This window comes from Streptomyces sp. NPDC058231 (assembly GCF_042882275.1).
GTDB lineage: Bacteria > Actinomycetota > Actinomycetes > Streptomycetales > Streptomycetaceae > Streptomyces.
In genome coordinates this window covers 82,340-106,739 of the sequence record NZ_JBHVWN010000012.1, presented here as the reverse complement: position 1 = coordinate 106,739, position 24,400 = coordinate 82,340, and the positions used below count along the sequence as shown (strand labels likewise).

The 24,400-nt window shown below is 71.7% G+C and carries 19 protein-coding genes; 6 read left to right on the top strand and 13 right to left on the bottom strand.

Going from position 1 to position 24,400, the window contains the following annotated elements:
- The first annotated feature begins 522 nt into the window (after positions 1-522).
- The 4 genes from ACFVXE_RS11765 to ACFVXE_RS11750 all read left to right on the top strand — a co-directional run bounded on the left by ACFVXE_RS11765 (position 523) and on the right by ACFVXE_RS11750 (position 5,053).
- Positions 523-954: a DUF6083 domain-containing protein gene (locus ACFVXE_RS11765; RefSeq protein WP_389670881.1), complete on the top strand. Its 432-nt coding sequence runs from the start codon at positions 523-525 to the stop codon at positions 952-954.
- Positions 955-1,378: 424 nt separating this feature from the next.
- Positions 1,379-2,416 carry an enoyl-CoA hydratase/isomerase family protein gene (locus tag ACFVXE_RS11760; RefSeq protein WP_389670880.1) on the top strand — a complete coding sequence of 346 codons (1,038 nt, stop codon included), beginning with the start codon at positions 1,379-1,381 and terminating at the stop codon, positions 2,414-2,416.
- Entirely contained in the window at positions 2,400-3,674 is a 1,275-nt protein-coding gene (locus ACFVXE_RS11755) for a CoA transferase (RefSeq protein ID WP_389670879.1), read from the top strand. The genes ACFVXE_RS11760 and ACFVXE_RS11755 overlap by 17 nt, the downstream gene beginning before the upstream one ends.
- Positions 3,671-5,053 (top strand): amidohydrolase family protein, encoded by a 1,383-nt coding sequence (locus ACFVXE_RS11750; RefSeq protein WP_389670878.1) that lies wholly within the window; start codon positions 3,671-3,673, stop codon positions 5,051-5,053. The genes ACFVXE_RS11755 and ACFVXE_RS11750 overlap by 4 nt, the downstream gene beginning before the upstream one ends.
- Before the next feature lie 25 nt (positions 5,054-5,078).
- Here the strand turns inward: ACFVXE_RS11750 and ACFVXE_RS11745 are convergent, their stop codons facing one another.
- Positions 5,079-5,648, bottom strand: coding sequence for a DoxX family protein (locus ACFVXE_RS11745; protein ID WP_389670877.1), 570 nt, complete (start codon positions 5,646-5,648; stop codon positions 5,079-5,081).
- Between the two features lie 268 nt (positions 5,649-5,916).
- Between ACFVXE_RS11745 and ACFVXE_RS11740 the strand changes: the two genes are divergently transcribed.
- Positions 5,917-6,690 carry an aldolase/citrate lyase family protein gene (locus ACFVXE_RS11740; protein WP_389670876.1) on the top strand — a complete coding sequence of 258 codons (774 nt, stop codon included), beginning with the start codon at positions 5,917-5,919 and terminating at the stop codon, positions 6,688-6,690.
- A gap of 61 nt (positions 6,691-6,751) precedes the next feature.
- Here the strand turns inward: ACFVXE_RS11740 and ACFVXE_RS11735 are convergent, their stop codons facing one another.
- Positions 6,752-7,891: a CaiB/BaiF CoA transferase family protein gene (locus ACFVXE_RS11735; RefSeq protein ID WP_389670875.1), complete on the bottom strand. Its 1,140-nt coding sequence runs from the start codon at positions 7,889-7,891 to the stop codon at positions 6,752-6,754.
- 57 nt (positions 7,892-7,948) lie between these two features.
- Positions 7,949-9,340, bottom strand: a complete 1,392-nt coding sequence (locus tag ACFVXE_RS11730; protein ID WP_389670874.1) for an MFS transporter — start codon at positions 9,338-9,340, stop codon at positions 7,949-7,951.
- A gap of 335 nt (positions 9,341-9,675) precedes the next feature.
- Here ACFVXE_RS11730 and ACFVXE_RS11725 point away from each other — a divergent pair, with 335 nt between their 5' ends.
- Positions 9,676-11,814, top strand: a complete 2,139-nt coding sequence (locus ACFVXE_RS11725; RefSeq protein WP_389670873.1) for an acyl-CoA dehydrogenase — start codon at positions 9,676-9,678, stop codon at positions 11,812-11,814.
- Positions 11,815-11,890: 76 nt separating this feature from the next.
- Here the strand turns inward: ACFVXE_RS11725 and ACFVXE_RS11720 are convergent, their stop codons facing one another.
- The 10 genes from ACFVXE_RS11720 to ACFVXE_RS11675 form a co-directional block, all read right to left on the bottom strand.
- Complete coding sequence (locus ACFVXE_RS11720; protein ID WP_389670872.1) at positions 11,891-13,213, bottom strand: TetR/AcrR family transcriptional regulator; 1,323 nt, start codon at positions 13,211-13,213, stop codon at positions 11,891-11,893.
- A 97-nt stretch (positions 13,214-13,310) separates the two neighbouring features.
- Complete coding sequence (locus ACFVXE_RS11715; protein ID WP_389670871.1) at positions 13,311-14,888, bottom strand: AMP-binding protein; 1,578 nt, start codon at positions 14,886-14,888, stop codon at positions 13,311-13,313.
- Positions 14,889-14,970: 82 nt separating this feature from the next.
- Positions 14,971-15,888, bottom strand: coding sequence for an LLM class F420-dependent oxidoreductase (locus ACFVXE_RS11710; RefSeq protein ID WP_389670870.1), 918 nt, complete (start codon positions 15,886-15,888; stop codon positions 14,971-14,973).
- A gap of 14 nt (positions 15,889-15,902) precedes the next feature.
- A complete protein-coding gene (locus tag ACFVXE_RS11705) occupies positions 15,903-17,081 on the bottom strand; it encodes an acyl-CoA dehydrogenase family protein (protein WP_389670869.1) in 1,179 nt (392 codons plus the stop codon).
- Positions 17,082-17,083: 2 nt separating this feature from the next.
- The gene (locus ACFVXE_RS11700; RefSeq protein ID WP_389670868.1) at positions 17,084-17,674 is read right to left on the bottom strand and encodes a flavin reductase family protein; all 591 of its coding nucleotides are present in this window, start codon (positions 17,672-17,674) and stop codon (positions 17,084-17,086) included.
- Between the two features lie 14 nt (positions 17,675-17,688).
- The gene (locus ACFVXE_RS11695) at positions 17,689-18,750 is read right to left on the bottom strand and encodes a 2-oxoacid:ferredoxin oxidoreductase subunit beta (protein WP_389670867.1); all 1,062 of its coding nucleotides are present in this window, start codon (positions 18,748-18,750) and stop codon (positions 17,689-17,691) included.
- A 23-nt stretch (positions 18,751-18,773) separates the two neighbouring features.
- Positions 18,774-20,732, bottom strand: a complete 1,959-nt coding sequence (locus ACFVXE_RS11690; protein ID WP_389670866.1) for a 2-oxoacid:acceptor oxidoreductase subunit alpha — start codon at positions 20,730-20,732, stop codon at positions 18,774-18,776.
- A complete protein-coding gene (locus ACFVXE_RS11685; protein WP_389670865.1) occupies positions 20,729-21,679 on the bottom strand; it encodes an alpha/beta fold hydrolase in 951 nt (316 codons plus the stop codon). The genes ACFVXE_RS11690 and ACFVXE_RS11685 overlap by 4 nt, the downstream gene beginning before the upstream one ends.
- Positions 21,672-22,883 carry a thiolase family protein gene (locus ACFVXE_RS11680; RefSeq protein ID WP_389670864.1) on the bottom strand — a complete coding sequence of 404 codons (1,212 nt, stop codon included), beginning with the start codon at positions 22,881-22,883 and terminating at the stop codon, positions 21,672-21,674. The genes ACFVXE_RS11685 and ACFVXE_RS11680 overlap by 8 nt, the downstream gene beginning before the upstream one ends.
- Positions 22,884-22,906: 23 nt before the next feature.
- Positions 22,907-24,400 (bottom strand): aldehyde dehydrogenase, encoded by a 1,494-nt coding sequence (locus ACFVXE_RS11675; RefSeq protein ID WP_389670863.1) that lies wholly within the window; start codon positions 24,398-24,400, stop codon positions 22,907-22,909.

Here is a 24,400-nt window from a genome sequence, read left to right as displayed (position 1 = left end):
GGCAACGCCCCCGACGGACAGGGGCATTGCGGCAGCCACTGACGCTTTCGGCGGTCGGATTGTCTTTCGGGGTCGACTGAGCCTCACAGGCGATAGCGGAGCCGTGCTGGAAGTGGCCGACACTCACAGCCTGTTCGACCTCGCTGACCCGCGACCAGACCGTGGAGACCCTCCCGGGGGGGCCGGGACTGCTCCCTGCCTAGCGGGGTGTACCTGTTCGACTCGGTGGAGTCCCCACCTGCTGGTATGCGGTGCTGACCGTGGCGTCTACGGCCGGCTGGGTTCTGGGTCGAGCGGTAGCTGCACGGCTGCCCGCAGAGTGGGATTCCTGGACTGTGAGACCACGAACACTGCTGGTACGGGGCGCTGCCGTCCGTGTGACCCGGCCACGGCCTCGCGTTACGGCCGATGGCCCGTGCACCCCATGTGCCGCCCCGCGTCCCACCCGGGCAGCTCTCCCCCACCAGATACGGCCAGATCGCGCCCTACCCGCCCTTTCGGCAGGTCCCGACCCTGTGAAGCATGGGGGACACCGAGAACACCACACCCTGCCCGGACCACCCCGACGACGCACTGCAAGCCGCCCTGGAAGGCGCCACCGCCCAACCACCGCCCGCGCCACCCGACTGTCCGCACTGCGGCCTCTCACAAGACCGCTACCCCGCCCACTACACCGGGCACTGGGTACTCCTCGAACCCCGCATCGTCGTCGCCGCCCACACTGTGCCCCCGCGCCGGCGCTGGATCCTCACCCCTGACGGCAAGGCGATGAACCTGTGGGACGCCGAACCGCTTCCCGGCACCCGATGCCGCATCGCGCACCGCGCCGTCTGCCCCTACCTGCCGCGCGAGGACGACCCCCTGTGGGTCACCGCTCTCCGGCAGGAGAACGAACGCCGGGCGCAGCGCCTGTTCGATCTCCCCGACACCTGGGACCTCCCGGACACCGCCTGAGCAGGGACATCGGGCCGCAGCGGCGGTGGGACTTCCGCGACCGATTCGCGGGGGAACCGCTCCTCGCCGCGCAGCGGTGCCGAAGTGCTTCAGAAAGCACTCTCGATCGTGGCGGAGGGCTTCGACGGAGACGCCCCCTCGCCGCCCCGTGAGCGGTCCGCCGCCGGGTGCCCGTCCTCGCACCCGGGAGCGCCGGGGCTGGATTCCTGCGTGTACTTGATGAGGTAATGGCTTTGGCCTGCGACTGAACGGGCTGAGCGGCAACGACGACGGCGATGGAAGCCCCGCCCAGGAGGACATGTGAACTGCGGACCGCGCGACAGGAAGCGGGCGCCGGGCCCGGCCGGCGACGTGAGGTACCCCTGCGAGCGGCTCATCCCGTTCCTTGCCGCCACGCGTCGTTCCTGTACTGCGGGCGTCTGACGTGGTGCGAGCAGCCCGGCTCGACGACGCTCTGGCCCCGTTGGTCCTGGACGCACACGGCCGTCCGGAGAACGCCCTGGCCCTGGTCGACTTGAGCGACCCGGGAGCCTTCGGGCAGGTGCTTCACGCCATCCGCGACAGCGGCCGGATCCTGGTGGGCGTCGGCCGGGGGCCACTCCCCGCGTCAGCCGCCCCGCTGTTCGCGTCGCTCGACTGCGCACTGCTGGAGGGGCTTGCACCGCACGGCGCCGATCCCCGGACCTACGTCCCCGTCGCCGACGCGGACGAGGCTGCCGATCGACTGTCGCAGTCCGTACGGCGCGCTCCACTCGCCGCGTTGACCCTGGCCGGCCTCCTGCGGGTGACCGAACGGCTGCCGGTCTCCGAGGGTCTGGCCGCGGAGTCGGCCGCCTACTCGACGCTGCTGGCCGGCCCCGAATTCGCCGCCTGGAGGACCGGTCGGCCCCGGCGCCCCATCCCTCCGACGGATGATCCCGTGCTCGTCCACCGCGACGGCGGACTGCTGCGGATCGAACTCAACCGGCCTCAGCGGCACAACGCGTTCAGCGCCGCCCTGCGCGACGGCCTGGTGGAGGCGCTGGAGATCGCCCGGCTGGACGAATCGGTCACCGCTGTACACCTGTCCGGGCGCGGCCCTTCCTTCTGCAGCGGCGGCGACCTGGACGAGTTCGGCACCGCGGCCGACCCGGCGACGGCACACGTCCTGCGGCTGCGGCAGAGCGCGGGCGCGGCCGTCGACCGCTGTCGCGAACGGGTGCACGTCCGACTGCACGGGGCGTGCGTGGGAGCCGGGATCGAGGTGCCCGCGTTCGCCACCCGGATCACCGCCCACCCGGATACCTTCTTCCAACTTCCCGAACTTGCGATGGGATTGATACCCGGTGCGGGCGGCACGGTCGGTATCACCCGACGGATCGGCCGCCCGCGCACAGCGTGGCTGGCACTGACCGGCCACCGTCTGGACGCGATGACGGCACGGGGCTGGGGGCTGGTGGACGACCTTGCGGACCACAGCTGAGAGCCCGCTGGCGGCCTGGGCCGCCTGCGGCGGCATGGCACTGACCGGGCAGGCCGGGGGACCACCGCTGGCCTCGCCAGGCAATCCGGCCGGCGCCGTGCGCAGGGCACTGGCCGCGTTCGCGGCGCACACCGGACTGGATGTCGACGGGCTGCCCGGGCCGGAACTGCTCGGCGAACGGTCCGTACTGGCCGGCTTCGGGCGACGTGCGCCCTGGTCGGTCGGCGGTTCATTCCGGATCCTGCCCTGCGTGGATGGCCCGATCGGCATGTCGCTGTCCCGCCCGACGGACCTCGAACTGGTTCCCGCGCTGGTCGAGGACGGCGATCCCGGCGAACCCTGGGCGGCGGTGGCCGCCTGGGCCGCCGGAGAACGAGCCGCGGACGCCGTAGGGCGCGCCCAGCTCCTTGGAATCCCGGCCAGCGTGATACCGAGGTCGCCGGGCGAGGCCAAGGACGAACAAACCGCCCACCGCTCACTCTGCCGTGCGGTGACAGGCGGCCCACGCCGGGCTCCAGGTCTGCCGCCTCTCGTCGTCGACCTCAGCGCACTGTGGGCGGGCCCGTTGTGCGCGCATCTCCTGGGGCTCGCGGGCGCCCGGGTCGTCAAGGTGGAGAGCCCGGACCGTCCCGACGGTGCGCGCTCGGGCTCCAGCGCCTTCTACGACCTGCTGCACGCCGGGCATGCCTCGGTCTGCCTGGACCTGACCTCGTCCCGGGGCCGGGATGCGTTGCTGCGCCTGGTCGAACGGGCCGACGTGGTTCTGGAGTCGTCCCGCCCACGAGCCCTGCGCAGGATGGGCGTGCTCGCGGAGGAGGCCGTCGCCCGCGGGACCGTCTGGACCAGCATCACCGCGTACGGCCGCACCGGCCCCTGGTCCGATCGGGTCGGCTTCGGCGACGACGTGGCAGCCGCCGCGGGGCTGGTCGTCCATGACCCGGAAACCGGTTCGCCGTTGCCCTGCGGGGACGCCCTGGCAGACCCCCTCACCGGAGTGGCCGCGGCGGCCGCCACAGCCGCGGCTCTGCGCGAGGGACACGGCCGGCTCATCGACCTCGCGATGCGCGAGGTCGCTCTCGCGGCCGGCACCGCACCCGGCCCCGAGCCGCACACCGTCAGCCGGTGCCCCGACGGCACCTGGCGGGTGGAGACCGAGCACGCCCGCTTTCCGGTGCGCAACCCTCGCGCTCGGACCCCGCACGGCCGGGCGCGTGGTCTCGGCGCCGACAACGCCGCGTATGCAGGAGACATGGCATGACCGTCACCGGGATGCTCCTCACGCGCGTGGAGCTCGACGGGGCGCTCCGCGACGTCCGCGTCGGGGGAACGCACGTCACCGACGTGGGCCCCCGGCTGCGGCCCCGGGACGGGGAGGAGGTCCATGACGCCCGGGGCGGGGCGCTGCTGCCCGGGCTGCATGACCACCACATCCACTTGCTCGCGCTGGCCGCGCGCGCCGGATCGGTCGACTGCGGCCCGCCGTCCGTCGCCTGCCTCGACTCCCTGGCCACCGCGCTGCGCACAGCGGTCCGGAAGCTGCCGGCCGGCGGCTGGCTGCGCGGTACCGGTTACGCCGAGTCGGTCGCCGGCCTACCCGACCGGCACCTGCTGGACCGGCTGGTCCCGGACCACCCGGTGCGGATTCAGCACCGCAGCGGGGCCCTGTGGATCCTCAACTCCCCCGCGCTGCAGGCGGTCGCGCACGTCCTGGACGACACCTCCGACGTCGAGCGCGACGCCGCCGGAGTCCCCACCGGACGGCTGTGGCGGTACGACGCCCGGCTGCGCCCCGCTCTGCCGACCGCTTCGCCCGACCTCCGGCCGGTGGGCGCCCGGCTCGCCTCCTACGGCATCACCGGGGTGACCGACGCGACCCCCGACATCGACGCCGGAGCGCTGCGGCTACTGCACGACGCGACCGCCTCCGGCGCACTCCCCCAGGCGCTCCACCTCATGGGGAGGGCCGACGGCAGCGCGCCCTTCAAGATTCATCTGCGGGATCACGACCTGCCCGCCCTGGACACGCTCATCGGGCGCATCGCGTCCACCCACCGGGCAGGGAGGGCGGTGGCGGTGCACTGCGTGACCCGGGAGTCCCTGCTCCTGACGCTTGTGGCGCTGCGGTCGGCAGGCTCGCACCCGGGCGACCGGATCGAGCACGGCGCCGTGGTGCCGCCCGAGGTGTACCCGATGCTGGCCGACTGCGGCGTACGTGTCGTCACGCAGCCCACGCTCCTCACCGGTCGGGGCGACGACTACCTCCGCGACGTCGACCCCGTGGACGCCCGCCACCTGTACCCGTATGCCTCGCTGCTCGCGCACGGCATTCCGGTGGCCGCGTCCAGCGATGCTCCGTACGGCGACCCGGACCCCTGGGCCACGATGGCCGCCGCGAGCACCCGCCGCACACCGTCGGGCCGGGTCCTCTCAGCCGCCGAGCGGGTCGCCCCGCGCATCGCGCTGGACGGCTTCCTGTCGCCTCCGCACGACCCCGGAGGCCCGGCGCGCCATGTCGCACCGGGCCTCCGCGCCGATCTGTGCCTGCTGTCCGTCCCCCTCCGCGAAGCCCTGGCCGCACCGTCGGCGGGACAGGTGGCACTGGTCCTGCGGAACGGACGGGTCGTCCACCCGTGCTGAGCGCGCCGCCGGCCGCGGCAGCCGCTCAGGCCGCCCCTGCCCCAGTGGGGGCATCGGCCTTCGCGTCCTCGGCGACCGGTCGGTAGCAGGCGGCGAGCAGCGCCGCAGCGGCGGCGCCGCCAAGGCCGAGGGCGGTCAGCGCCGAGCGCGTTCCGCCACCTTCTCCGCGCCCGAGCAGCCGGTCGACGGACCAGCGACCGCTGCCCAGCGCGGCCAAGGCCACGGAGGCGCCGGCGACCACACCGGTGTACTCCCAGCCGCCCTTGAAGACGAAGAAGCCCTTGCCCCGGTGGTCCGTTCGCGCTGCCACGGCCATCAGGCCGACCACCGCGGCGGCCGGGAGCGGGCCGCCCGCCCCGGCGGTCAGGGCCGCGCCGGCCGCGAGTTCGGTGCCCGCAGCCATCCGAGCGTGCACGCGGGCGGGTTCGAGCCCCAGGCTGCGGAACCACCCCGTGGTGCCGTCGAGCCCGCCGGCACCGGCGGCCTTGTTCCAGCCGTGGGCGATGAGCATCGGCCCGAGTACGGTCCGCAGCACCAGCGCGGCAACATCTCGCGTCCCGTCGGCTGCGCTGTCCGGAGTGCCGGATACGGCCATGATCGGTTCAGTTCCTCTCACCGTTCGGGGGAAGACCCGTGCCGGGGCATCCGACGGGCCTTTCGGGTTCGCGCCGCACACCGGCCCGCGACGGCGCGCTCCGAGACTCCGGACCACCCCCTGCACGATGAACATGTCTGTCAGAACCTTGCGCTCCGCCGCATGAGGTGGGCAGACTTTCAGCGCTCTACTCGCTCATTCCCTCCGAATACAGTGACATACATGTCAGTCATGAGTGTAGTCGGAGGCGATCTCGAAAGGAATCATGATGACCGCCAGCCGTTGGGCCGACCTGCTCTCCGCCGACCGGCCGCAGATCGGCATGTGGCTCGCCACCGGCGACCCGTATGTCGCGGAAATCTGCGCGGGCGCCGGACTCGACTGGCTGATGCTCGACATGGAGCACGCCCCCAACGATCTGCGTTCCACGCTGGCACAGTTGCAGGCGCTGGCCGCTTCTTCGCCCGAGGTTGTCGTTCGGCCCGTCGACGCGGATCCCGCCGGCATCAAGCGCCTGCTGGACATCGGCGTGCGCAACCTGATGGTGCCCTTGGTGGAGTCGGCCGACGAGGCCGCCGCCATCGTGTCCGCCACCCGTTACCCCCCGGACGGGATCCGAGGCGTGGGCAGCGCGCTGGCACGGGCCTCCCAGTGGAACCGGGACGCCGACTACCTTGCAACGGCCGACGAGCGGGTGACCGTCACCGTGCAGGTCGAATCTCCCGAAGGTATCCGGCAGTTGAAGGAGATCGCCACGGTCCCGGGTGTCGACGCCGTGTTCATCGGGCCGGCCGACCTGGCGGCGTCGATGGGGCATCTGGGCGCGCCCCAGCATCCGGAGGTGGTGGAGACCATCGAGAAGGCGCTCGGAGTGATCGCCTCGTGCGGGACGGCCGCGGGGGTCAACGCCTTCGACGAGGTCTTCGCCCGTCGCTACATCACCGCGGGAGCGCGCTTCGTCCTGGTGGGCGCCGACGTGACCCTGCTGGCCCGGGGCAGCGAGGAGCTGGCCCGCCGCTACGGATGCGTACCCGAGTCCTGACGTGCCCCGGCTCCTTAGCGGTGGGCAGCACCCGCCTCACCGGGCAGGTGCCGCCCACCGCTCAGTGGACCGCGCCCTCCTTGCGCAACACGGCGATCTCCTCGGCACCGAACCCGGCACCGCGCAGCACGGTCTCCGTGTCCGCTCCGGGCTCGGGCGGTGGGCAGCCGATCTCACCGGGGGTTCGGGACAGCCGCGGCGCAGGGTTCGGCTGCACCACTCCGTCCCGCTCGACAAAGGTGTTGCGGACCGCGTTGTGCTCGTGCGCCGGGGCCTCGTCGAGGGTCAGGACCGGTGCGAAACAGGCGTCGTGACCGGCGAACCGGGCGCACCACTCGCCCCGGGTCCGGGTTCGGAACAACTCCGCCAGTCGCACGGTCAGTTCCGGCCAGCGCGTCTCGTCGCGCGGGTCGTCCCACTCGGGTGCGGTGAGTTCCATGACGTCCCGCAGCCGTGCGTAGAACTGCGGTTCGAGCGCCCCGATCGAGACGTGGCGGCCGTCGGAGGTCTCGTATACGTCGTAGAAGTGCGCTCCGGTGTCGAGGGTGTTGGTGCCCCGCTCAGCGTTCCAGGTGCCGATGGAGCGCTTCCACTGAAGCGTGGTGGTCATATGGGCCGCACCGTCGACGATCGCCGCGTCGACGACCTGCCCCTGCCCGGAGCCGCGAGCCTCCAGCAGGGCGGCGACGACCCCGAGGGCGAGATAGAGGCCGCCGGCACCGTAGTCACCGAGAAGATTGACCGGGGGGACAGGGCCCGTGTCGCGCCGGCCGATGGGGTCGAGCGCTCCGGACAGAGCAAGGTAGTTGATGTCGTGACCGGCGAGATGTGCCTGCGGACCGCTCTGTCCCCACCCGGTTGCCCTGCCGTAGACGAGTGCCGGCTGCCGGGCGAGGCACACCTCGGGTCCGATCCCGAGGCGCTCCATCACACCGGGCCGGAAGCCCTCGATCACGGCGTCGGCCGAGGCGATCAGGCGCAGGACCGCCCCGACGGCCCTCGGGTTCTTGAGGTCGACGGCCAGGGAACGGCGGCCGCGCTGAACGGGGTTGAGGGGAGTGTCGCCGGAGGCGCCCGGGCGGGGTATCCGGTCGATCCTGACGATCTCGGCTCCCAGGTCGGCCAGGAGCAGGCCGGCGAAGGGGCCCGGCCCCAGGCCGGCGAATTCGACGACGCGTGTTCCCCGCAGGGGACCGGGCATGATGACTCCTTGCCAGTGCTTGCCGGTACGTGTTCGGGCCGACAGGGTGAACTGCCGTCACGTGTCCTGCGGCGCCTGCCGACGGCGTCCGCCGAGGATGAGCACCACCACGGCGATCAGACCCCAGGCGAGGAAGCCGCCCCAGGCCGCCGCCTTGTAGCCGAGTGCCTCCAGGACCGCCGCGATGGTGAAAGGGGCCAGAACATTGGTCATCCGGCCCACGGAGTAGCCGAAACCGGTGCCTCGGGCGCGCAGCGGGGTCGGGAAACGCTCGGCGACGAAGGTGTTGACCAATGCGGTGTTGATACCCACGGTGAACTGCACGGTCGCGCCGGCGAGAACGATGACGGTGTGGTTGCCCGCCAGGCCGAACACGGCGATGGATACGGCCGCGACGGAGGCGAAGACCATGATCCCGACCCGGCGTGGCAGGCGGTCGCCGATCAGCATCGCGAGCACCGAGCCGAGCAGTGCGCCGATGAGGACCGTGGACTGCATGGAGAGCGACTCCTGGACGGTGAATCCGCGCAGGTTGAGGATGATCGGGCTCCAGGTGTTCATCAGCTGCTGGCCGACGGAGAAGCCGATCCAGATGATCACGGACATCACTATGGCGACCAGCAGTTTGCCCCGGAAGAGCGATCCGGTGTCGTCGGCCGGGGCAATGGAGTTCTTCGTAACCTCCAGGGGAGGCACGGGCGGCGGGAGCGGTGCGCCGCGCCGGGACTCCGCCTCGTTCTCCAGCTTCCGCACGATCGCCTCAGCCTCGCCGTCCCTGCCCTGCGCGGACAGCCAGCGCGGGGACTCGGGAAGCCTGTGGAAGAGGGGGACAGCAGCCAGACCGATCAGCCCCATGAGGAAGATGAGACGCCAGCCGTTCTCACTCCCGGGCACCACGGCCTCTCCCAGGTGGGTGAGGCCGATGTTGCCCAAGGTGCCGCAGCCGACACCCATCCCGATCACCATGGCGCGCCGCCGGGCCGGGATCACCTCGGAGATGTAAACGATCAAGGTGATGTAGGTGACGCCGAGCCCGATGCCGGCGAGAAGTCGCATGCCCACGAACATGACCAGGCTCGTGGACGCGGCGCTGAGGCCGGAGAAGACCGCCATGCCCCCCATCCCCCAGCTCAGCAGGGCGCGTCGGCCGAACCGGTCGCTCTGGCCCGCCACGAGGGAACCGACCAGCAGGCCGAGGTACATCGCGGAGACGGCGAACGCCACTCCGGTGAGATTCGTGCCGAAGTGCTCCCTGATCGTGCTCGCGGTGATTCCCATCGCGCCCTGGTCGCCGATCTCGAAGATGAAGGCGACGCACGAGCAGATCATGACCAGGGTGCGGAACCGGCCGTGCGGGAGCCGGTCGAGCCGGACACCGATCAACTCCCGGTACGGGGACGGGGACGGGGGCGGGGAGACGCTGGGGGTGACTTCGGGTATCGACGTCATTCTCGTTCCATTCCTGCGGTACGCGGCGGGAGAGAGGCCGAACGCGGTGGGAGAGAGGTCCTGATGCGCTGCCGGGGGAACACGGCGAGGGTTCCGACCGCGGCGTCGGCCACCGGATTCCTCCGGTCGGCCACTCCGGGGCGATTGGGATACAGAGCGACAGATTGGCGAAGCGCGAGAAACGTAACCGAGCGGAGGGACGCTGACAACCCTCTGTGCAGCAGGAAGAATTGCCCGGTCAGCGACCGATCCACCAAGTGCGGCGCAATCTGTTTCTAATGACGGCTACGTCAGATATTCTCGGTCGCCAGCGCATCGACATAGCGGGAGACTCCATGGCAACGCTTGCAGCCAACGCGGACCACCAAAGCCTGGCGGCCGTCGCCCGCTTGTTCCTGGAGGCCAGGGGCGGTACGGACCTCGCACGGACCGCGGCGGATGCCGAGCGGGATACGCTGCCCTCCTACTGGGCGGAACTCCATGAGCTGGGCTGGCTGGGGCTGCACCTGCCCGAGGAATACGGCGGGCAGGGGTTCGGCCTCACCGAAACGGCGGTCGTGCTGGAGGAGTTCGGGCGGGTTGTCGCCCCCGGGCCCTTCCTGCCCACCGTCGTCGCCTCGGCCGTCATCGCCCGGGCGGGCACCGCCGAACAGCGCCGGCGCTGGCTGCCCGCACTCGCCTCCGGCTCCCTGGTCGCCGCCATCGGGCTCGCGGGCAGCCTCAACCACGAAGACGGGCGGGCCGACGGAGAGGTGCCTGCCGTGCTCGGCGCCCCCGTGGCCGATCTCCTGCTGCTCGCCTCCGGCGACGACCTCCTCGTACTGGAACGCGATGCCCCGGGCCTCGCGCTCTCCACCGCCTCCGACCTCGACCCGGCACACCGGGTCGCCACCGTGCGGTGCGCCGACGTCGCCGTCACCGACGCCGGACTGCTGCCCGGCGCTCGGACCGTCGCACTGGCCACGGCCCGCGCGCTGGCCGCTGCGGAGGCCGCCGGGATCGCCGACGCCTGTACGCTGCGCGCCCGCGACCACGCGCTCGCCCGGGAGCAGTTCGGCCGGCCCATCGGCTCCTTCCAGGCCATCAAGCACCACTGCGCGAACATGCTCGTGGACGCCGAGCTTGCAACCGCGGCCGCCTGGGGCGCCGTCGGCCGCGACGAGACCCAGGCAGTGCGGTCCGCCGCGGTGGCCGCCGCCCAGGCATTTCCCGCTGCCGTGCGCTGCGCCCAGCTCTGCATCCAGATCCACGGCGCCCTCGGGTACACCTGGGAGCACGAGTCCCATCTCTTCCTCAAGCGGGCCCTCGCCCTCGCCACCCTGTTCGGCGGCGACGCCGCGGCCGAGGTGGCCGGGGCGAGCCCGGACGGCGTCGGCGAACTGCCCGCCCTGAACCTGCCCGCGGAGGCGGCAGGCTTCCGCGAGGCGGCACGAGCCTTCCGCACCCGACTGGAGGAACTCCCGGCGCCCGAGCGGCCGGCCGCCCTCGTCGAGTCCGGGTACGCCGTGCCGCACTGGCCGCAACCCTTCGGCCGGGACGCCGGGCCCGTGGAGCAGCTGGTCATCGAGGAGGAACTGCGCGGGGTGCGCCGCCCGGACCTCGGTATCGGCAGCTGGATCCTGCCGACGCTGATCCAGCACGGCACGCCCGGCCAGCTGGAACGCTGGGTGCGGCCCGCCCTGCGTGAGGAACTGCGGTTCTGCCAGCTGTTCAGCGAACCGGGCGCGGGTTCCGACGCGGCCTCTCTGCGGACCCGGGCCCGGCGGACGGACGGGGGCTGGGTGGTCGACGGGCAGAAGACCTGGACGAGCGACGCGCACCGCTGCCACCGCGGGCTGCTCACGGTGCGCACGGACCCCGACGCGCCCAAGCACGCGGGGGTGTCGATGATGGTCGTCGACCTCGGCGCGCCCGGTGTCCTGGTCCGGCCGGTACGCGACCTGACCGGCGGGTGTGTGTTCAACGAGGTGTTCCTCGACGATGTGTTCGTGCCTGACGAGGATGTGGTGGGCGACGTGGGCGCGGGCTGGGCCGTGGCCCGGGCGACCATCGGCAACGAGCGAGTGAGCATCGGCACCGGCCTCGGGGGCACCTCGCTGGACGCCGCCGCGCTGGCCTCCCTGGCACAGCGTCACGGGGCCACGGGTGGGCTGTGGTGGCAGCGGGTGGGCGAGCTGATCGCCGAGGAGGAGGCCATGACCCTGCTCAATCTGAAGCACGCGCAGACCCTGGTGTCCGGGCTCAAGAACGGCACCGACGGGAATGTCGGCAAACTCCTGTCGGCCGAGCACGCCCAGCGGATCACCGAACTGGCCCTCGCCCTCGCGGGTCCCGGTGCCGTGGGCGGCAGCGAGCCCGAAGTGGTACACAACCTGCTCTACAGCAGGGGCTTGTCCATCGGCGGCGGTACGTCGGAGATCAGCCGCAACCAGATCGCCGAGCGGGTGCTGCGGCTGCCGCGCGAGCGGTACTGAGAGCGCCGCTGCTCAGCACGCGGCGGGCCGACAGCCCCGGAAGGGAACGAGCCCGGGCCGCGGGCGGGGCACAACCTCAGCCCCGCCCGCGGCCGTTCAGCAGCCCGCGCCCGATGAGCCAGGTCAGCAGTTCGACGACCTCCTGCCGGCGCTCCGGCGTCGACTCGTCGGTCAGCCCGTCCAGGCTGCGTTCGAGCAGGGCATGCAGGAACAGGACGCCCGTGGTCGTGTTGAAGGGATGGTCCCGCTCGACCGCGTTGAGGACCGACGCGAAGGCCAGCGACGCTCTGCGCCCGACCTCGGCACCGATGGCCCGAACCTGGTCGTCGAGCGGCTGGTCCTCCATCCAGACCCGCAGCAGGCCGACGTAGCGGACGCGGGTGCGGTCGTACCTGCCCATCCACTCCAGCAGGGCGTCGTGGTCACCGGGGCTCAGCGTGGCGAACTGCTCGACCAGGGGCGGCAGAACGCCCCACGCCTCCTCCGCGATGGCGGCCAGCGCGTCGGGCTTGTCGGTGAAGTACTTGTAGAAGGTGCCCCGGGCCACACCGGCTTCCCGCACCACGTCGTCGACTGTCGCCATGTGGTAGCCGTACGCGCTGAAGACACGGCAGGCCGCGTCGAGGAGCCGGTCCACCGTGCCGCGCGCCCGGTCACTGAGCGCGGCGAACCGGGCCTGGAACTCCGGCGTGTACGGGCCGGGCCAGCTGACGACGCCCGTGCTCTCACCGAGGTCCAGGGCGATGGCGTCGAAAACCGCGGCCGGTGTCTCGGGGAAGAGCGCGAGCTGCACGTGGACGGCGAGTCCGTCCAGCAACTGCTGGTCGGTCAGGCCTGGGACCGCGCCTCGGTAGCGGTAGTAGTTGAAGCGATGCACGGCCACCAGCAGGATGGTGCCGACGTCGACCACGTCGACGCCTGTCACCCCGGAGTCGGTCAGCCGCTTGGCGACCCGGTGGGAGTAGATCTCGGCGAAGGTCGCAACCTGTGGGCGGACACCGGCGCTCACGGTCGCCACGCGCTCCCACTGGGCGAACATCGTGGCGTACCTGCTGAAGACCCAGGCCCACTCCCCCAGCCACCAGTGCAGGTTGTCGAAGCCCTCCTCGGTCGGACCCAGCGGGCCCAGCCGGCGCACGACGCGCTGCAGCGCCGCGCCGCACTCCTCCATCAGCTCCTGGAAGATCTCGTCCTTGCTCGCGAAGTACTGGTAGAGCGTCGCCCGGGACACCCCCGAACGTTCGGCGATCTCGTCGACCAGCGTCTCGTGGAAACCCTTGGCCTCGAACAGCCTGAGTGTCTCGTCGATGATGCGCTGGCGGGTACGCGCGCCCTTGCGCCCAATCTGCGGGCTGTTGGGGCCGTAGCTGGCTCTGCGAAGCGTTTCCTCTGATGACACAGACGTCAGTGTACGGCCCCTGCGCGCTTTCGATCAGCCACATACGCCTTGGCGCAACACGTAACACGATCTTCAAAAAGGTGACTCAGGGATCAGATCAGTGAGTGTCGAAGCGGGCGCGCAGGACGTTCTTCATCACTTTCCCCATCGCGTTGCGCGGCAGTTCCTCGACGAACTCCAGCCGCTCGGGAAGCTTGCGCCTGTTCAGTCCGTGGGAGAGCAGATGTTCGCACACATCGGCCAGGACCGGCACCCTTCCGGCGGTTTCCGCTACGACGACGGCGCAGACCCGCTCCCCCGTCACCTCGTCGGGCACCGCGACGACGGCGGCGTCGGCCAGTCCCGGACAGCCGTCGAGGGCGTCCTCCACCTCCCGCGCGGAGATGTTCTCCATGTTGCGGATGATCACATCCTTGATGCGTCCGGTGATGGTGACGTAACCGCGCTCGTCGAGCACCGCGAGATCCCCGGTCCGGAAGTACCCCGACTCGTCGAAGGCATCGGCGTCCAGCGCGGGATCCACATAGCCGGCCATCAGCTGCCGCGCCCTGACCCGGAGCTCTCCGGGCTCCCCGGGGCCGGCTGCGCCGCCGTCGGGACGGATCACCCGGACATCGGTTCCGGGTCCCGGACGGCCATCGGCCGTGGCGTGCTCGTGGTCACTGTCGTCGAGGCGGCCCCAGCTGAGGAAGGGACACTCGGTGAGCCCGTAGCCGGACACCAGCCCGACGCCGCCCAGCTCGTCCCGCACCTGTGCGTGGAAGGAGGGGGTGCGTGAGGCACCTCCGACCAGCCAGCCCTTCGCGTACGGGAAGAGCCGGGCATCCGGTCCCGCCGCCCGCTGGACCTGGAGGAAGGCGCGGATGAACGGGACGCCCGAGCCGCCGATGGTGACCTTCTCCTCGGTCAGCAGCCGGGCGGTCTCCTCGGGGTCGAAGAGGTCGCTGATGACAAGGCCCGCCCCCGACAGGAGCGCGGCGAGGACGTGCAGCACTCCCCCGACGTGGGCCATGGGGGTGAGGGAGGCCACGACATCGTCCGGGCACGGCTCCAGCGCCGCGCAGAAGGTACGTGCGGCGGCCAGGAGTCCGCTGTCGAAGTGCCGCGCGCCCTTGGGCTCCGCGGTGGTGCCCGAGGTGTAGAAGAGCCAGCGGACCTCCGGCCCCGTCGCCGGGGGCAGGTGGGCGGGGTCTCCTTCCGGAAGCCCCCCGTCGGCGCGCAGGACGTCGAGGCCGTCGATACGGCCGGCTATCGCGTCGGCCATCGCCCCGTGGCCGTAGCCGCGGAACTGTTCGGGCACGATGAGCAGCCGGGTTCCGGCCTGGCGGCAGATGAACTCCACGTCCGGTTCCCGCAGCATGGGGACGAGCGGGTTCTGCACGGCGCCCAGGCGGCAGAGAGCGGCAGTCAGCAGCATCGTGTCGATACGGCTGGGCAGCTGCCAGGACACCACGTCCCCGGCCCGGACACCGCGTGCCGCGAGGCCCGCGGCGACCCGTTCGGCGGCCGTGCGGTACTGGCCGAAGGTCATCCGCGCCCGGTCCTGGTCGACGACGAGCGGGGCGCCGGGGGTGGCGTCGGCGCGGCGGCACACCAGGTCCCAGAACTCCGTGGCGTCGGGAAAGGCGTCGCCGCGCGGATGTGGTGGGAGCGGTGTCGTGAGGTGCTGGGTCATCGTGGATCGCCTCCGTGGCGGCTCGCGGGAGGAGCGGGGTCGTGGTTCGGCGGAGCGGCCGGTGGATCCGGCGGGGACGCAATCAGCGGGTCGGCAGGAGCCCGGCGAGGTCGGTCACGTCCTTGACGAACGCCGAGAAGCTGCGGCTGGCGGGTTCGACGGTGATCCAGGTGACGCCCGCCTCCGCGTACGCGTCGAGGCGCGGTGCCAGCGCGGAGCGGAAGGCACCGGTGTCGCCGTCGCGCAGCAGGTCCTTCTCGAACGGGACGAAGGAGACGTCCGCCGGGGGCCGGCCCATTTCGGCGCGGCGGCGGTTGACGCCGGAGATCAGCTCCCGCAGGGTGCCCGGATCGGTCAGTGGCGGGGTGCGGGTGATCTCGGCCATCGCCCCGGACTGCGCCATCGGCATCCAGCCGTCGGCGACCTCCGCGACACGGCGCCGGGCGGCCCCGCTGTTGCCTCCGATCCAGATCGGCGGCCCGCCGGGGGTCAGGGGCGCCGGCAACGCTTCGTGGCCGGTGGCCCCGAAGCGCTCACCCACGTGGTCCCCGCCCGCCCAGCTGGCCCGCATCGCGGTGATCGCCTCGTCGAAGAGCCGGCCGCGGTGGGCGAAGTCGGCGCCGAGGGCCTCGAACTCCTTGTGCAGGTAGCCCGCGGCCATGCCGAGGGTCAGCCTGCCGCCGGAGAGCAGATCCAGACTCGCCGCCGCCTTCGCCGCGAGGTAGGGGCTGCGGTAGCCGGCGACCATCACGTACGTGATGACCCGGAGCCGTTCGGTGGCTGCGGCAATCATGCTCAGCGACACGAACGGGTCGAAGGCGTGGTGGCCGCCGTCCGCGAGCCACTCCTTGTCGGGGTAGGGGTGCTCGCTCATCGAGAGCGCGTCGAAGCCGGCGTCCTCCACCACCCGCGCGACCGTGCTGAGGTCGTTGCCCTCGATCCACCGCGCGTAGTGCTTGACCGCCCGCATGGGAAACATCAGGTTGAACTTGAGTGCCATGTGTCGTCCTCCTGTCAGCCGAAGAGCGAGCGGGCGACGACCACCCGCTGTACCTCAGTGGCCCCCTCGCCCAGCCGCTTCACGCGGAGGTCCCGGAACCAGCGTTCCAGGGGGAGTTCGGTCGCCATGCCGAGTGCGCCGTGCACCTGGATGCAGCGGTCGAGAACCCGGCATGCGGTCTCGGTGCCGGTCATCTTGCTGATCGAGGCGTCGACCTTGACGTTCTTGCCCAGGTCGGCGTTCCAGGCGGCCTGGTACATCAGCAGCCGTGCCGCTCTCAGCTCGATCTCACAGTCCACGAGCATCCACTGGATCCCCTGCTTGTCCGCGAGGCGTCCGCCGAACACCTCGCGGTCCTTCGCCCACCGGACGGCCATGTCCAGAGCGGTCTGGGCGATGCCGATGGGGCCGGCAGCGTAGAGGATCCTGCCGTGCACCAGGAACTCCCCGACGAGGGCGAAGCCCTGGCCCTCGCTGCCGATGCGGTGATCCGCCGGGACGCGCACCCCGTCGAAGTGCACCTCGTAGGGGGCGAACGACGCCATCACCGGGATCGGCCGGAACGACAGGCCGGGGGTCCCCCGTTCCACGACGAAACAGGAGATGCCGTCGCGGCCGGGTCCGGTGCGCGCGTAGACCACACCCCAGTCGGCGTCCGCCGCGTGGCTGATCCATGTCTTGGTGCCGTCCAGGACATAGTGGTCACCCTCACGGACGGCCCTCAGACGAATGGCGCGGGCCGGGTCGGAGCCGCCCGACGCCTCGCTGATGGCGGTGTACGCCTTGGAGGCCGTGCCGTCGACGACGGGCCGGGCGAACCGGGCGAACTGCTCCGGTGTGGCGTGGAACATGACGCCGGGCGGATTGCCCCCGAAGGCGCCCAGCGCCGGGAAGAAGGCCCCCATCCGGCACTTGGCGGCCTCCTCGGCCACGACCACCTGTCCGAGTACGCCGAGCCCGGCGCCGCCGAACTCGGCGGGGGTCTGCAGCGCCCACAGGCCCAGGTCGCGGGCCTTCTTCTGCAGGGCGGTGAGTTCCGGCCGGGCGAGCCCCACCGCGTCGTGCGGCAGGGTCTCCTCCAGCGGCCGGACCTCGCCGTCCATGAAGGCGCGGACGGTGTCGCGCAGCAGTCGCAGCTCGGCCGGCAGCTCCCAGGCCCCGGTCTGCTCGGCCGTTCCCGATGTGGCGCCCATGGTCAGCCCGCCTGCGGGTGACCGAAGCGGTGGCTGCGCGCGCTCTCCAGCTGCGGTACGTGGTTGGTCTCGTACTGCTCGATCCACTCCGCGGGCAGCTTGCCCCACGCGGGACCGACACGCAGCCGCTCGCCGCCGCACAGGGTGCCGGCCGCGACCACATCGCCGACGAACACCGTGGACTCCTGGATGTCGAGGCTCGCGCAGACCCGTGCCTCGACATAGCTGTGCGCGTCCAGCAGCACGGGGGCGCCGGTGATGCCGGTCCGGGTGCGCAGCGTGCCCATCTTGTCGCCGTCGCGGCCCGAACTGCCTCCGAGCGTCCGAAGGATGTGCAGGGAGGCGTCGAGGTATTCCTCCTGCGCGGTCAGCAGATGCATGACGAAGATGCCGGAACTGGCCACCATGTCATGGGTCTTGTTGTACTTGGTGAGGCTGATGGTGGCGCGCGGGGCCTCCGGGATGATGCTCGCGGCGCCCGCGCTCAGTGACATCAGGCCGTTGGCGAAGCCGCCGTCCACGGTGGTGACGGCCACGGGGAAGGGCCGCAGACCCGACAGCACATTGTTAGCGGCGTCGAGATCGAGCTTCATGGCAGGTGACTCCTTCATGAGACGGTCCAGGTGTGGGCGCCGCGCAGGGTCTGCTGCAGCGAGGGGACGTCGCCCTCGGCGGCCCGGTCGCGCTGGGCACGCACCTGGTCGTCGTAGACGGGACGGCTGACTGCGCGGATGACGCCGGTCACCGTGTTCCGCAGGTCGTGCCCGGAGAGGCGGGACAGGGCGTGGGCGTAACCGGGGTCCTCGGTGTGGGTGTCGTGCACCACGATGTCGCCGGGTGCGACGTCGGCGGTGCGGGCGGAACGCAGTCCGAAACCGTCCCGAACGACGCACCGTTCGCCGTCCGCGCCGAACACGATCGGCTCGCCGTGTCGCAAGCGGACGAGATGGCTCTCCGCGCCGTCCTTGCGCAGGATGTCGAAGGAGCCGTCGTTGAAGATCGGGCAGTCCTGGAGAATCTCCACGAACGCGGTGCCCCGGTGGCGGGCGGCGGCGTCGAGGACTTCGGTGAGGCCGGCCCGGTCGGAGTCCAGGGCGCGGGCGACGAACGTGGCCTCGGCACCCAGCGCCAGCGACAGGGTGTTGAACGGCGTGTCGACGGAGCCCATCGGGGTCGACTTGGTGATCTTGCCGGTCTCGGAGGTGGGCGAGTACTGGCCCTTGGTCAGCCCGTAGATCCGGTTGTTGAACAGCAGGATGCGGGTGTTGACGTTGCGGCGCAGGGTGTGGATGAGGTGGTTGCCGCCGATGGACAGGGCGTCGCCGTCGCCGGTCACCGTCCACACCGACAGGTCGGGGCGGGCGATACTGAGCCCGGTGGCGAGCGTCGGGGCGCGCCCGTGGATGGAGTGGAACCCGTAGGTGTCCAGGTAGTACGGGAATCGGGAGGAGCAGCCGATGCCGGAGAGGAAGACGACGTTCTCCGGCGCCAGTTCCAGCTTCGGCAGCAGTGCGCGGACGGTCGCGAGGATCGCGTAGTCGCCGCAGCCGGGGCACCAGCGGACCTCCTGGTCGGAGGTGAAGTCGGCGGGCTTGAGGGGACGGTCCGTCTTCGGCACCAGGTCGAGCGCGCCGAGCGGTGGGATGTACTCGGCCACGGTGGACGCCATGGTGGTTCCTTTCATGGATGGTCTCAGGCCGCGTCGGAGGGCGGGGTGGCGTCGTCGGTGCCGGTCTGCCGGAGGGCGGCGCCGGCCCGCGCGGTGGCGGTCCTGGCCCGCTCGGCGGCGGCGAGCGTGCCGTCGAACTCCTGGAGGAGGGCGTGGTGCACCTCGTCCGCGAGGAAGGCCATCCCGGAGACCTTGGTGAGCGGCTGGAAGTCGGCCGGGTAGGTGGCCTTGAGCAGCAGGGACAGCTGTCCGAGGTTCATCTCCGGCACGACGACCCGGCGGTAGCGGCCCAGCACGTCGCCGAGGTCGGCAGGGAACGGGTGGAGGGCGCGGAGCTGCGCGTGGGCCACGGCGTGGCCCTGTGCGCGGCTACGGCGCACGGCCTCGGCGATGGGCCCGTAGGAGCTGCCCCAGCCGAGGACCAGCAGGTCGGCCGTGCCGTCCGGGTCGTCCACCACCAGGTCGTCGACGGCGATCCCGTCGACCTTGGCGCGGCGCAGCCGCGTCATCAGCTCGTGGTTGGCGGGGTCGTAGGAGATGTTGCCCGCGCCGTTGGACTTCTCCAGGCCGCCGATGCGATGCGCGAGCCCGGGGGTGCCGGGCAGGGCCCAGTCCCGGGCAAGGGTGCGCGGGTCGCGGGCGTACGGCAGGTGGGGGCCTTCCCGGCGCCGTGCGAAGTCGGGGGCGATCGGCTCCAGCGTGTCGAGTTCCGGGATCCGCCAGGGTTCCGAACCGCTGGCGAGGGCGCCGTCGGAGAGCAGGAGCACCGGGGTGCGGTACGTGACGGCGATGCGGGCGGCCTCGACGGCGGCGTCGAAGCAGTCGGCCGGGGAGCGCGGGGCGACGACCGGGACCGGCGACTCGCCGTTGCGCCCGTAGAGGGCCTGGAGGAGGTCGGCCTGCTCGGTCTTGGTGGGCAGCCCGGTGGAGGGGCCGCCGCGCTGGACGCAGACGACGACGAGGGGCAGTTCGGTGGTGACGGCCAGCCCGATGGCCTCCGACTTGAGCGCCAGACCCGGACCGGAGGTGCAGGTGACGCCGAGGGCGCCGCCGTACGAGGCGCCGATGGCCGCTCCGACGGCCGCGATCTCGTCCTCGGCCTGGAAGGTGAGGACACCCTGGGCCTTGTGTCTGCTCAGTTCGTGCAGGATGTCGGAGGCCGGGGTGATCGGATAGCTGCCGAAGAAGACGTCGAGGCCAGCCAGCCGGCCCGCGGCGAGCAGGCCGTAGGCGAGGGCGGTGTTGCCGGTGATCTGCCGGTACTCGCCGGGCGGCAGGGGCGCGGGCGCCACTTCGAAGGTCACCGGGAACGACTCGGTGGTCTCACCGAAGTTCCAGCCGGCCCGCAGCGCGAGCACGTTGCCCTGGGCGACGGCGGGCAGTTTCGCGAACTTCTCGTCGAGGAACTTCTCGATGGCCGCCAGCTCCCGCCCGTACAGCCAGGACAGCAGGCCGAGAGCGAACATGTTCTTCGCACGGCCCGCGTCCTTCTTGCCGAGTCCGGCCGGTTCGACCGCCTTCACGGCCAGTGAGGTCATCGGGACCTCGTGGACGCGGAAGCGCTCGAACTGCGGGGTGGCCAGCGGGTTGGTTCCGTAGCCGACCTTGGCGAGGTTGCGGCGGGTGAACTCGTCGGAGTTGACGAGCAGCGTGCCGCCCTCGCGCAGCGCGTCGACGTTGGCCTTCAGCGCCGCGGGGTTCATCGCGACCAGGACGTCGGGGCGGTCTCCCGCGGTCAGGATGTCGTGGTCGGCGATGCGGATCTGGAAGCTGGAAACGCCCGGCAGGGTGCCCTGAGGCGCCCGGATCTCGGCCGGGAAGTCGGGCTGGGTGGCCAGGTCGTTGCCGAAGACGGCCGCCTCGGCGGTGAACCGGTCGCCGGCGAGCTGCATGCCGTCGCCGGAGTCGCCCGCGATGCGGATGACGACCTGGTCGAGTCCGCGCACGGGCCGGGCCACGGGCTCCTGCTGATCGATGCTCATGGGCGCTGCGCTCTCTGTGGGCCGGACGGGGGAACCGCCGTGTCGAGGAAGCCGACGAGGGCCGAGGTGAACACGTCGTTGTCGTCTCCGGCGACCATGTGGCCGACGTCCTCGACGTCGACGACGCGGATCGCGTCGACGAGTTCGCGCATCTCGGCGACGCCCTCTTCGGACAGGACGTCGGACTGTCTGCCCCGTACGAGAAGGAGCGGGCAGGTGAGGTGAAGTGCGGCGCGCCGGGCCCGTTCGTGGAGCTCGGTGCGGAACCGGTCCAGCTGTTGTTCGTCGCGGCCGCCGCCGAGCATCGCCGGGTCCCAGTGCCAGTACCAGCGGCCGTCGCGCTCGCGGAGGTTCTTGCGCAGCCCGTCCGGCGAACCGGTGTGCCTGCGGTGCGGGTTGTACGCGGAGACGGCGGCTGCGGCGTCTTCCAGGGAGCCGAATCCGTCCGGAGCTCCCGCCATGAACTCCTGCACCCGGCGGCCGCCTTCGTACTCCACCCGGACGGCGATGTCGACAAGCACCAGTGCCTGGGCCAGCTTCGGATTCTCACCCGCCGCGAGGAGCGCGGTCTTCCCGCCGAGGGACGCCCCGGCGAGTACCAGCGGCAGGCCGGGCCAGTGCTGTCCGGCATGCGCGGCGAGGGACATGAGGTCGGCCAGGTAGGCGTCGGTGCTGTAGTCGCCGACGGGGTCCCAGTCGCTGTCGCCGTGACCGCGCAGGTCGGCGGCGACGGCGTGCCAGCCGGCGGCGGCAAGCCGCTCGCCGGTGCGGTGCCAGGAGTGACGGGTCTGTCCGCCGCCGTGCAGCAGCAGTACGACGCCGCGCGGGGCGGCGGCCTCGTCGGCGTGCCAGATGTCGACGGCGATCCGCAGCCCGCCCCCGGGCCAGTCGGCCCTCTGGCGGGACGGGGCGGTGGCGGTGGAGCCCGCCGGTTCCCGCTCAGCCACGGGACGCCTCCGCCGGGACGGTGACGAGCACGGCGCCTGCCTGGCCGCCGCCGGCGCACATCGCCGCGACACCGTGGCCACCGCCGCGCCTGCGCAGCTCATGGACGAGCGTGACGATCATGCGGGCGCCGGAGGCGGCGACGGGGTGGCCCAGACTGCATCCGCTGCCGGCGGTGTTGACGAGGGCCTCGTCGATGCCGAGCTTGCGGCAGGCGGCGATGGGGACGGCGGCGAACGCCTCGTTGATCTCCCACAGGCCGATGTCCTCCAGGCGCAGCCCGGCGCGCTGGAGCACCTTGGGGATGACGTCGAGGACGGCGATGCCGGTACGCGCGGGGTCGATGGCGATCGTGGCCCAGGCGCGGACCTCGGCGAGTGGGGTGAGGCCCTGCTCGGCGGCGAGGGAGGAGCTGGTCACAAGGAGGGCGGCGGCAGCGTCGTTGATGCCGCTGGAGTTGCCCGCGGTGATGGAGAAGCCGTCGATCTCGGGGTGCAGGGGCTTGAGTCCGGCGAGCTTCTCCAGGGTGGTGTCGGCCCGGGGGAACTCATCCACGCGGAAGGCGACACGGCTGCCGTCTCCCTGCAGGGCGCTGACGGGGACGATCTCCTCGTCGAAGGCGCCGGAACGGATGGCGGCGATCGCCCGCTCGTGGGAGCGGACCGCCCAGGCGTCCATCTCGGCGCGGGAGATGCCCACCTCTCGCGCGGTGTTCCAGCCCACGGTGATCGACATGTCCCGATTGGGCGCGGTGGGGGTGTCGGGGTGGGTGGGCGGCATCCAGTGGTCGGTGTACTCGTCGGCGGTGCCGGGGGTGCGGAAGGACTGCCGGGGCGCGGTGGAGATCGACTGGGTGCCGCCCGCGATAACCGCCCGCTCCATGCCCGAAGCGATGGCCGCGGCGGCGTTGCCCAGGGCGGTGAGGCTGCCCGCGCAGTGCCGGTTGACGGCCTGACCGGGGATGTGCGGCAGGCCGAGGGCGACGGCGGCGTGGCGCGCGATGTCGCCGCCGCCGTAGTTGGACTCGGCGAGGATGATGTCGTCGACGAGTTCCGGGGCGAGTCCTGAGCGTTCGAGGACTGCCGTGATGACGGGCTCCGCGAGCTCCGTCGCCGTGGTCTCCCGCAGGGTCCCCTTGAACGACCGCCCGATGGCGGTCCGGGCGCCGGCCACGATCACCGGCGTGTGCGCGTTGTTTCGCGTCATTGCGATTCCTTCGCTGGTCGGCCTCAGCCGAGGGTGAACGGGTCCCTGGTGTTTCCGGTGAGTTCCACCCAGACGGCCTTGGTCTCGGTGAAGTCGCGGACGGCGTCGATGCCGTTCTCGCGGCCGATGCCGCTGGCCCCCATTCCGCCGAACGGGACGTGCGGGGCCACCGCGCGGTAGGCGTTGACCCAGACGGTGCCGGCGCGCAGGCGGTCGGCGACGCGGTGGGCGCGGTGCACGTCCTTGGTCCACACGGAGCCGGCGAGCCCGTAGGGGGTGCCGTTGGCGGCGGCGATCGCCTCGTCCTCGTCGGTGAAGGTGGAGACCGTGAGGACGGGCCCGAACACCTCTTCCTCGACGACGCGCATGCCGGGGCGGACGCCGGTGAGGACGGTGGGCCTGACGAAGTAGCCGCCGAGCTCCTCGGCCGCTTCCGCGCCGTGGGCCACGACCGCGCCCTCCTCGCGGGCGACGTCGAAGTAGGAGAGCACCTTGCGGTACTGCTCCTCGTTGGAGACCGGCCCCATCTCGGTCGCCGGGTCCCGGGGATCGCCCAGCTTGATGCTCGCCGCACGGTCGGTGACGCGTTTGACCAGATCGGCGGCGACGCTCTCGTGGACGATCAGCCGGGAGCCCGCCAGGCAGGTCTGACCGGTGGCGGCGAACACGCCGGCGACGACACCGTTGGCGGCCGCGTCCAGATCCGCGTCGGGGAAGACCACTTGCGCGCTCTTGCCTCCGAGTTCCAGGCTGAACCGGGTGAGGTTGGCGGTGGCGGCCTGGCCGACCTTGATACCTGTCGCGTTGGAGCCGGTGAAGGCTATCCGGTCGACGCCGGGGTGGGCGGCGAGGGCCGCGCCGGTCTCGGGGCCCCAGCCGGTGACGACGTTCACGACACCGGGCGGAAAGCCGGCCTTCTCGAAGAGCCGGGCGAAGGCGAGGGTGGAGACGGGTGTGTGGTCGCTCGGTTTGACCACGAAGGTGCAGCCGGCGGCCAGTCCCGCTGCGAGCTTCCAGGTGAGCAGCAGCAGCGGCGAGTTCCAGGGGGTGATCGCGCCGACGACGCCGACGGGTTCGTGCCGGGTGTAGACGAAGTAGTCGGGTTTGTCGGTCGGGACCACCGAGCCTTCGATCTTGTCGGCGAGGCCCGCGTAGTACCGGTAGTAGGCGGGGAGTCCGGCCATCTGGCCGGACATCTCCCGCAGCAGCTTTCCGCCGTCGCGCACCTCGAGTTCGGCGAGCGCGTCCGCCTCGTCGACGAGGATCTCCGCGAAGCGCCACAGCAGTTGTCCGCGTGCGGTGGCGGTCAGCCGGCCCCATGGCCCGTTGAGGGCCCGGCGGGCGGCCGCGACCGCCCGGTCGACGTCCGCGGCCGAGGCGTCGGGCACCTCGGCCCACTCCTGCCCGGTGTACGGGTCGATGCTGCGGTACGTCCTGCCCGACTCCGCGTCGGTGTGCTGTCCATCGATGACAAGGCGGTAGGTGCTCGGACCGCCCGGGGACTCCTCATTACTCAT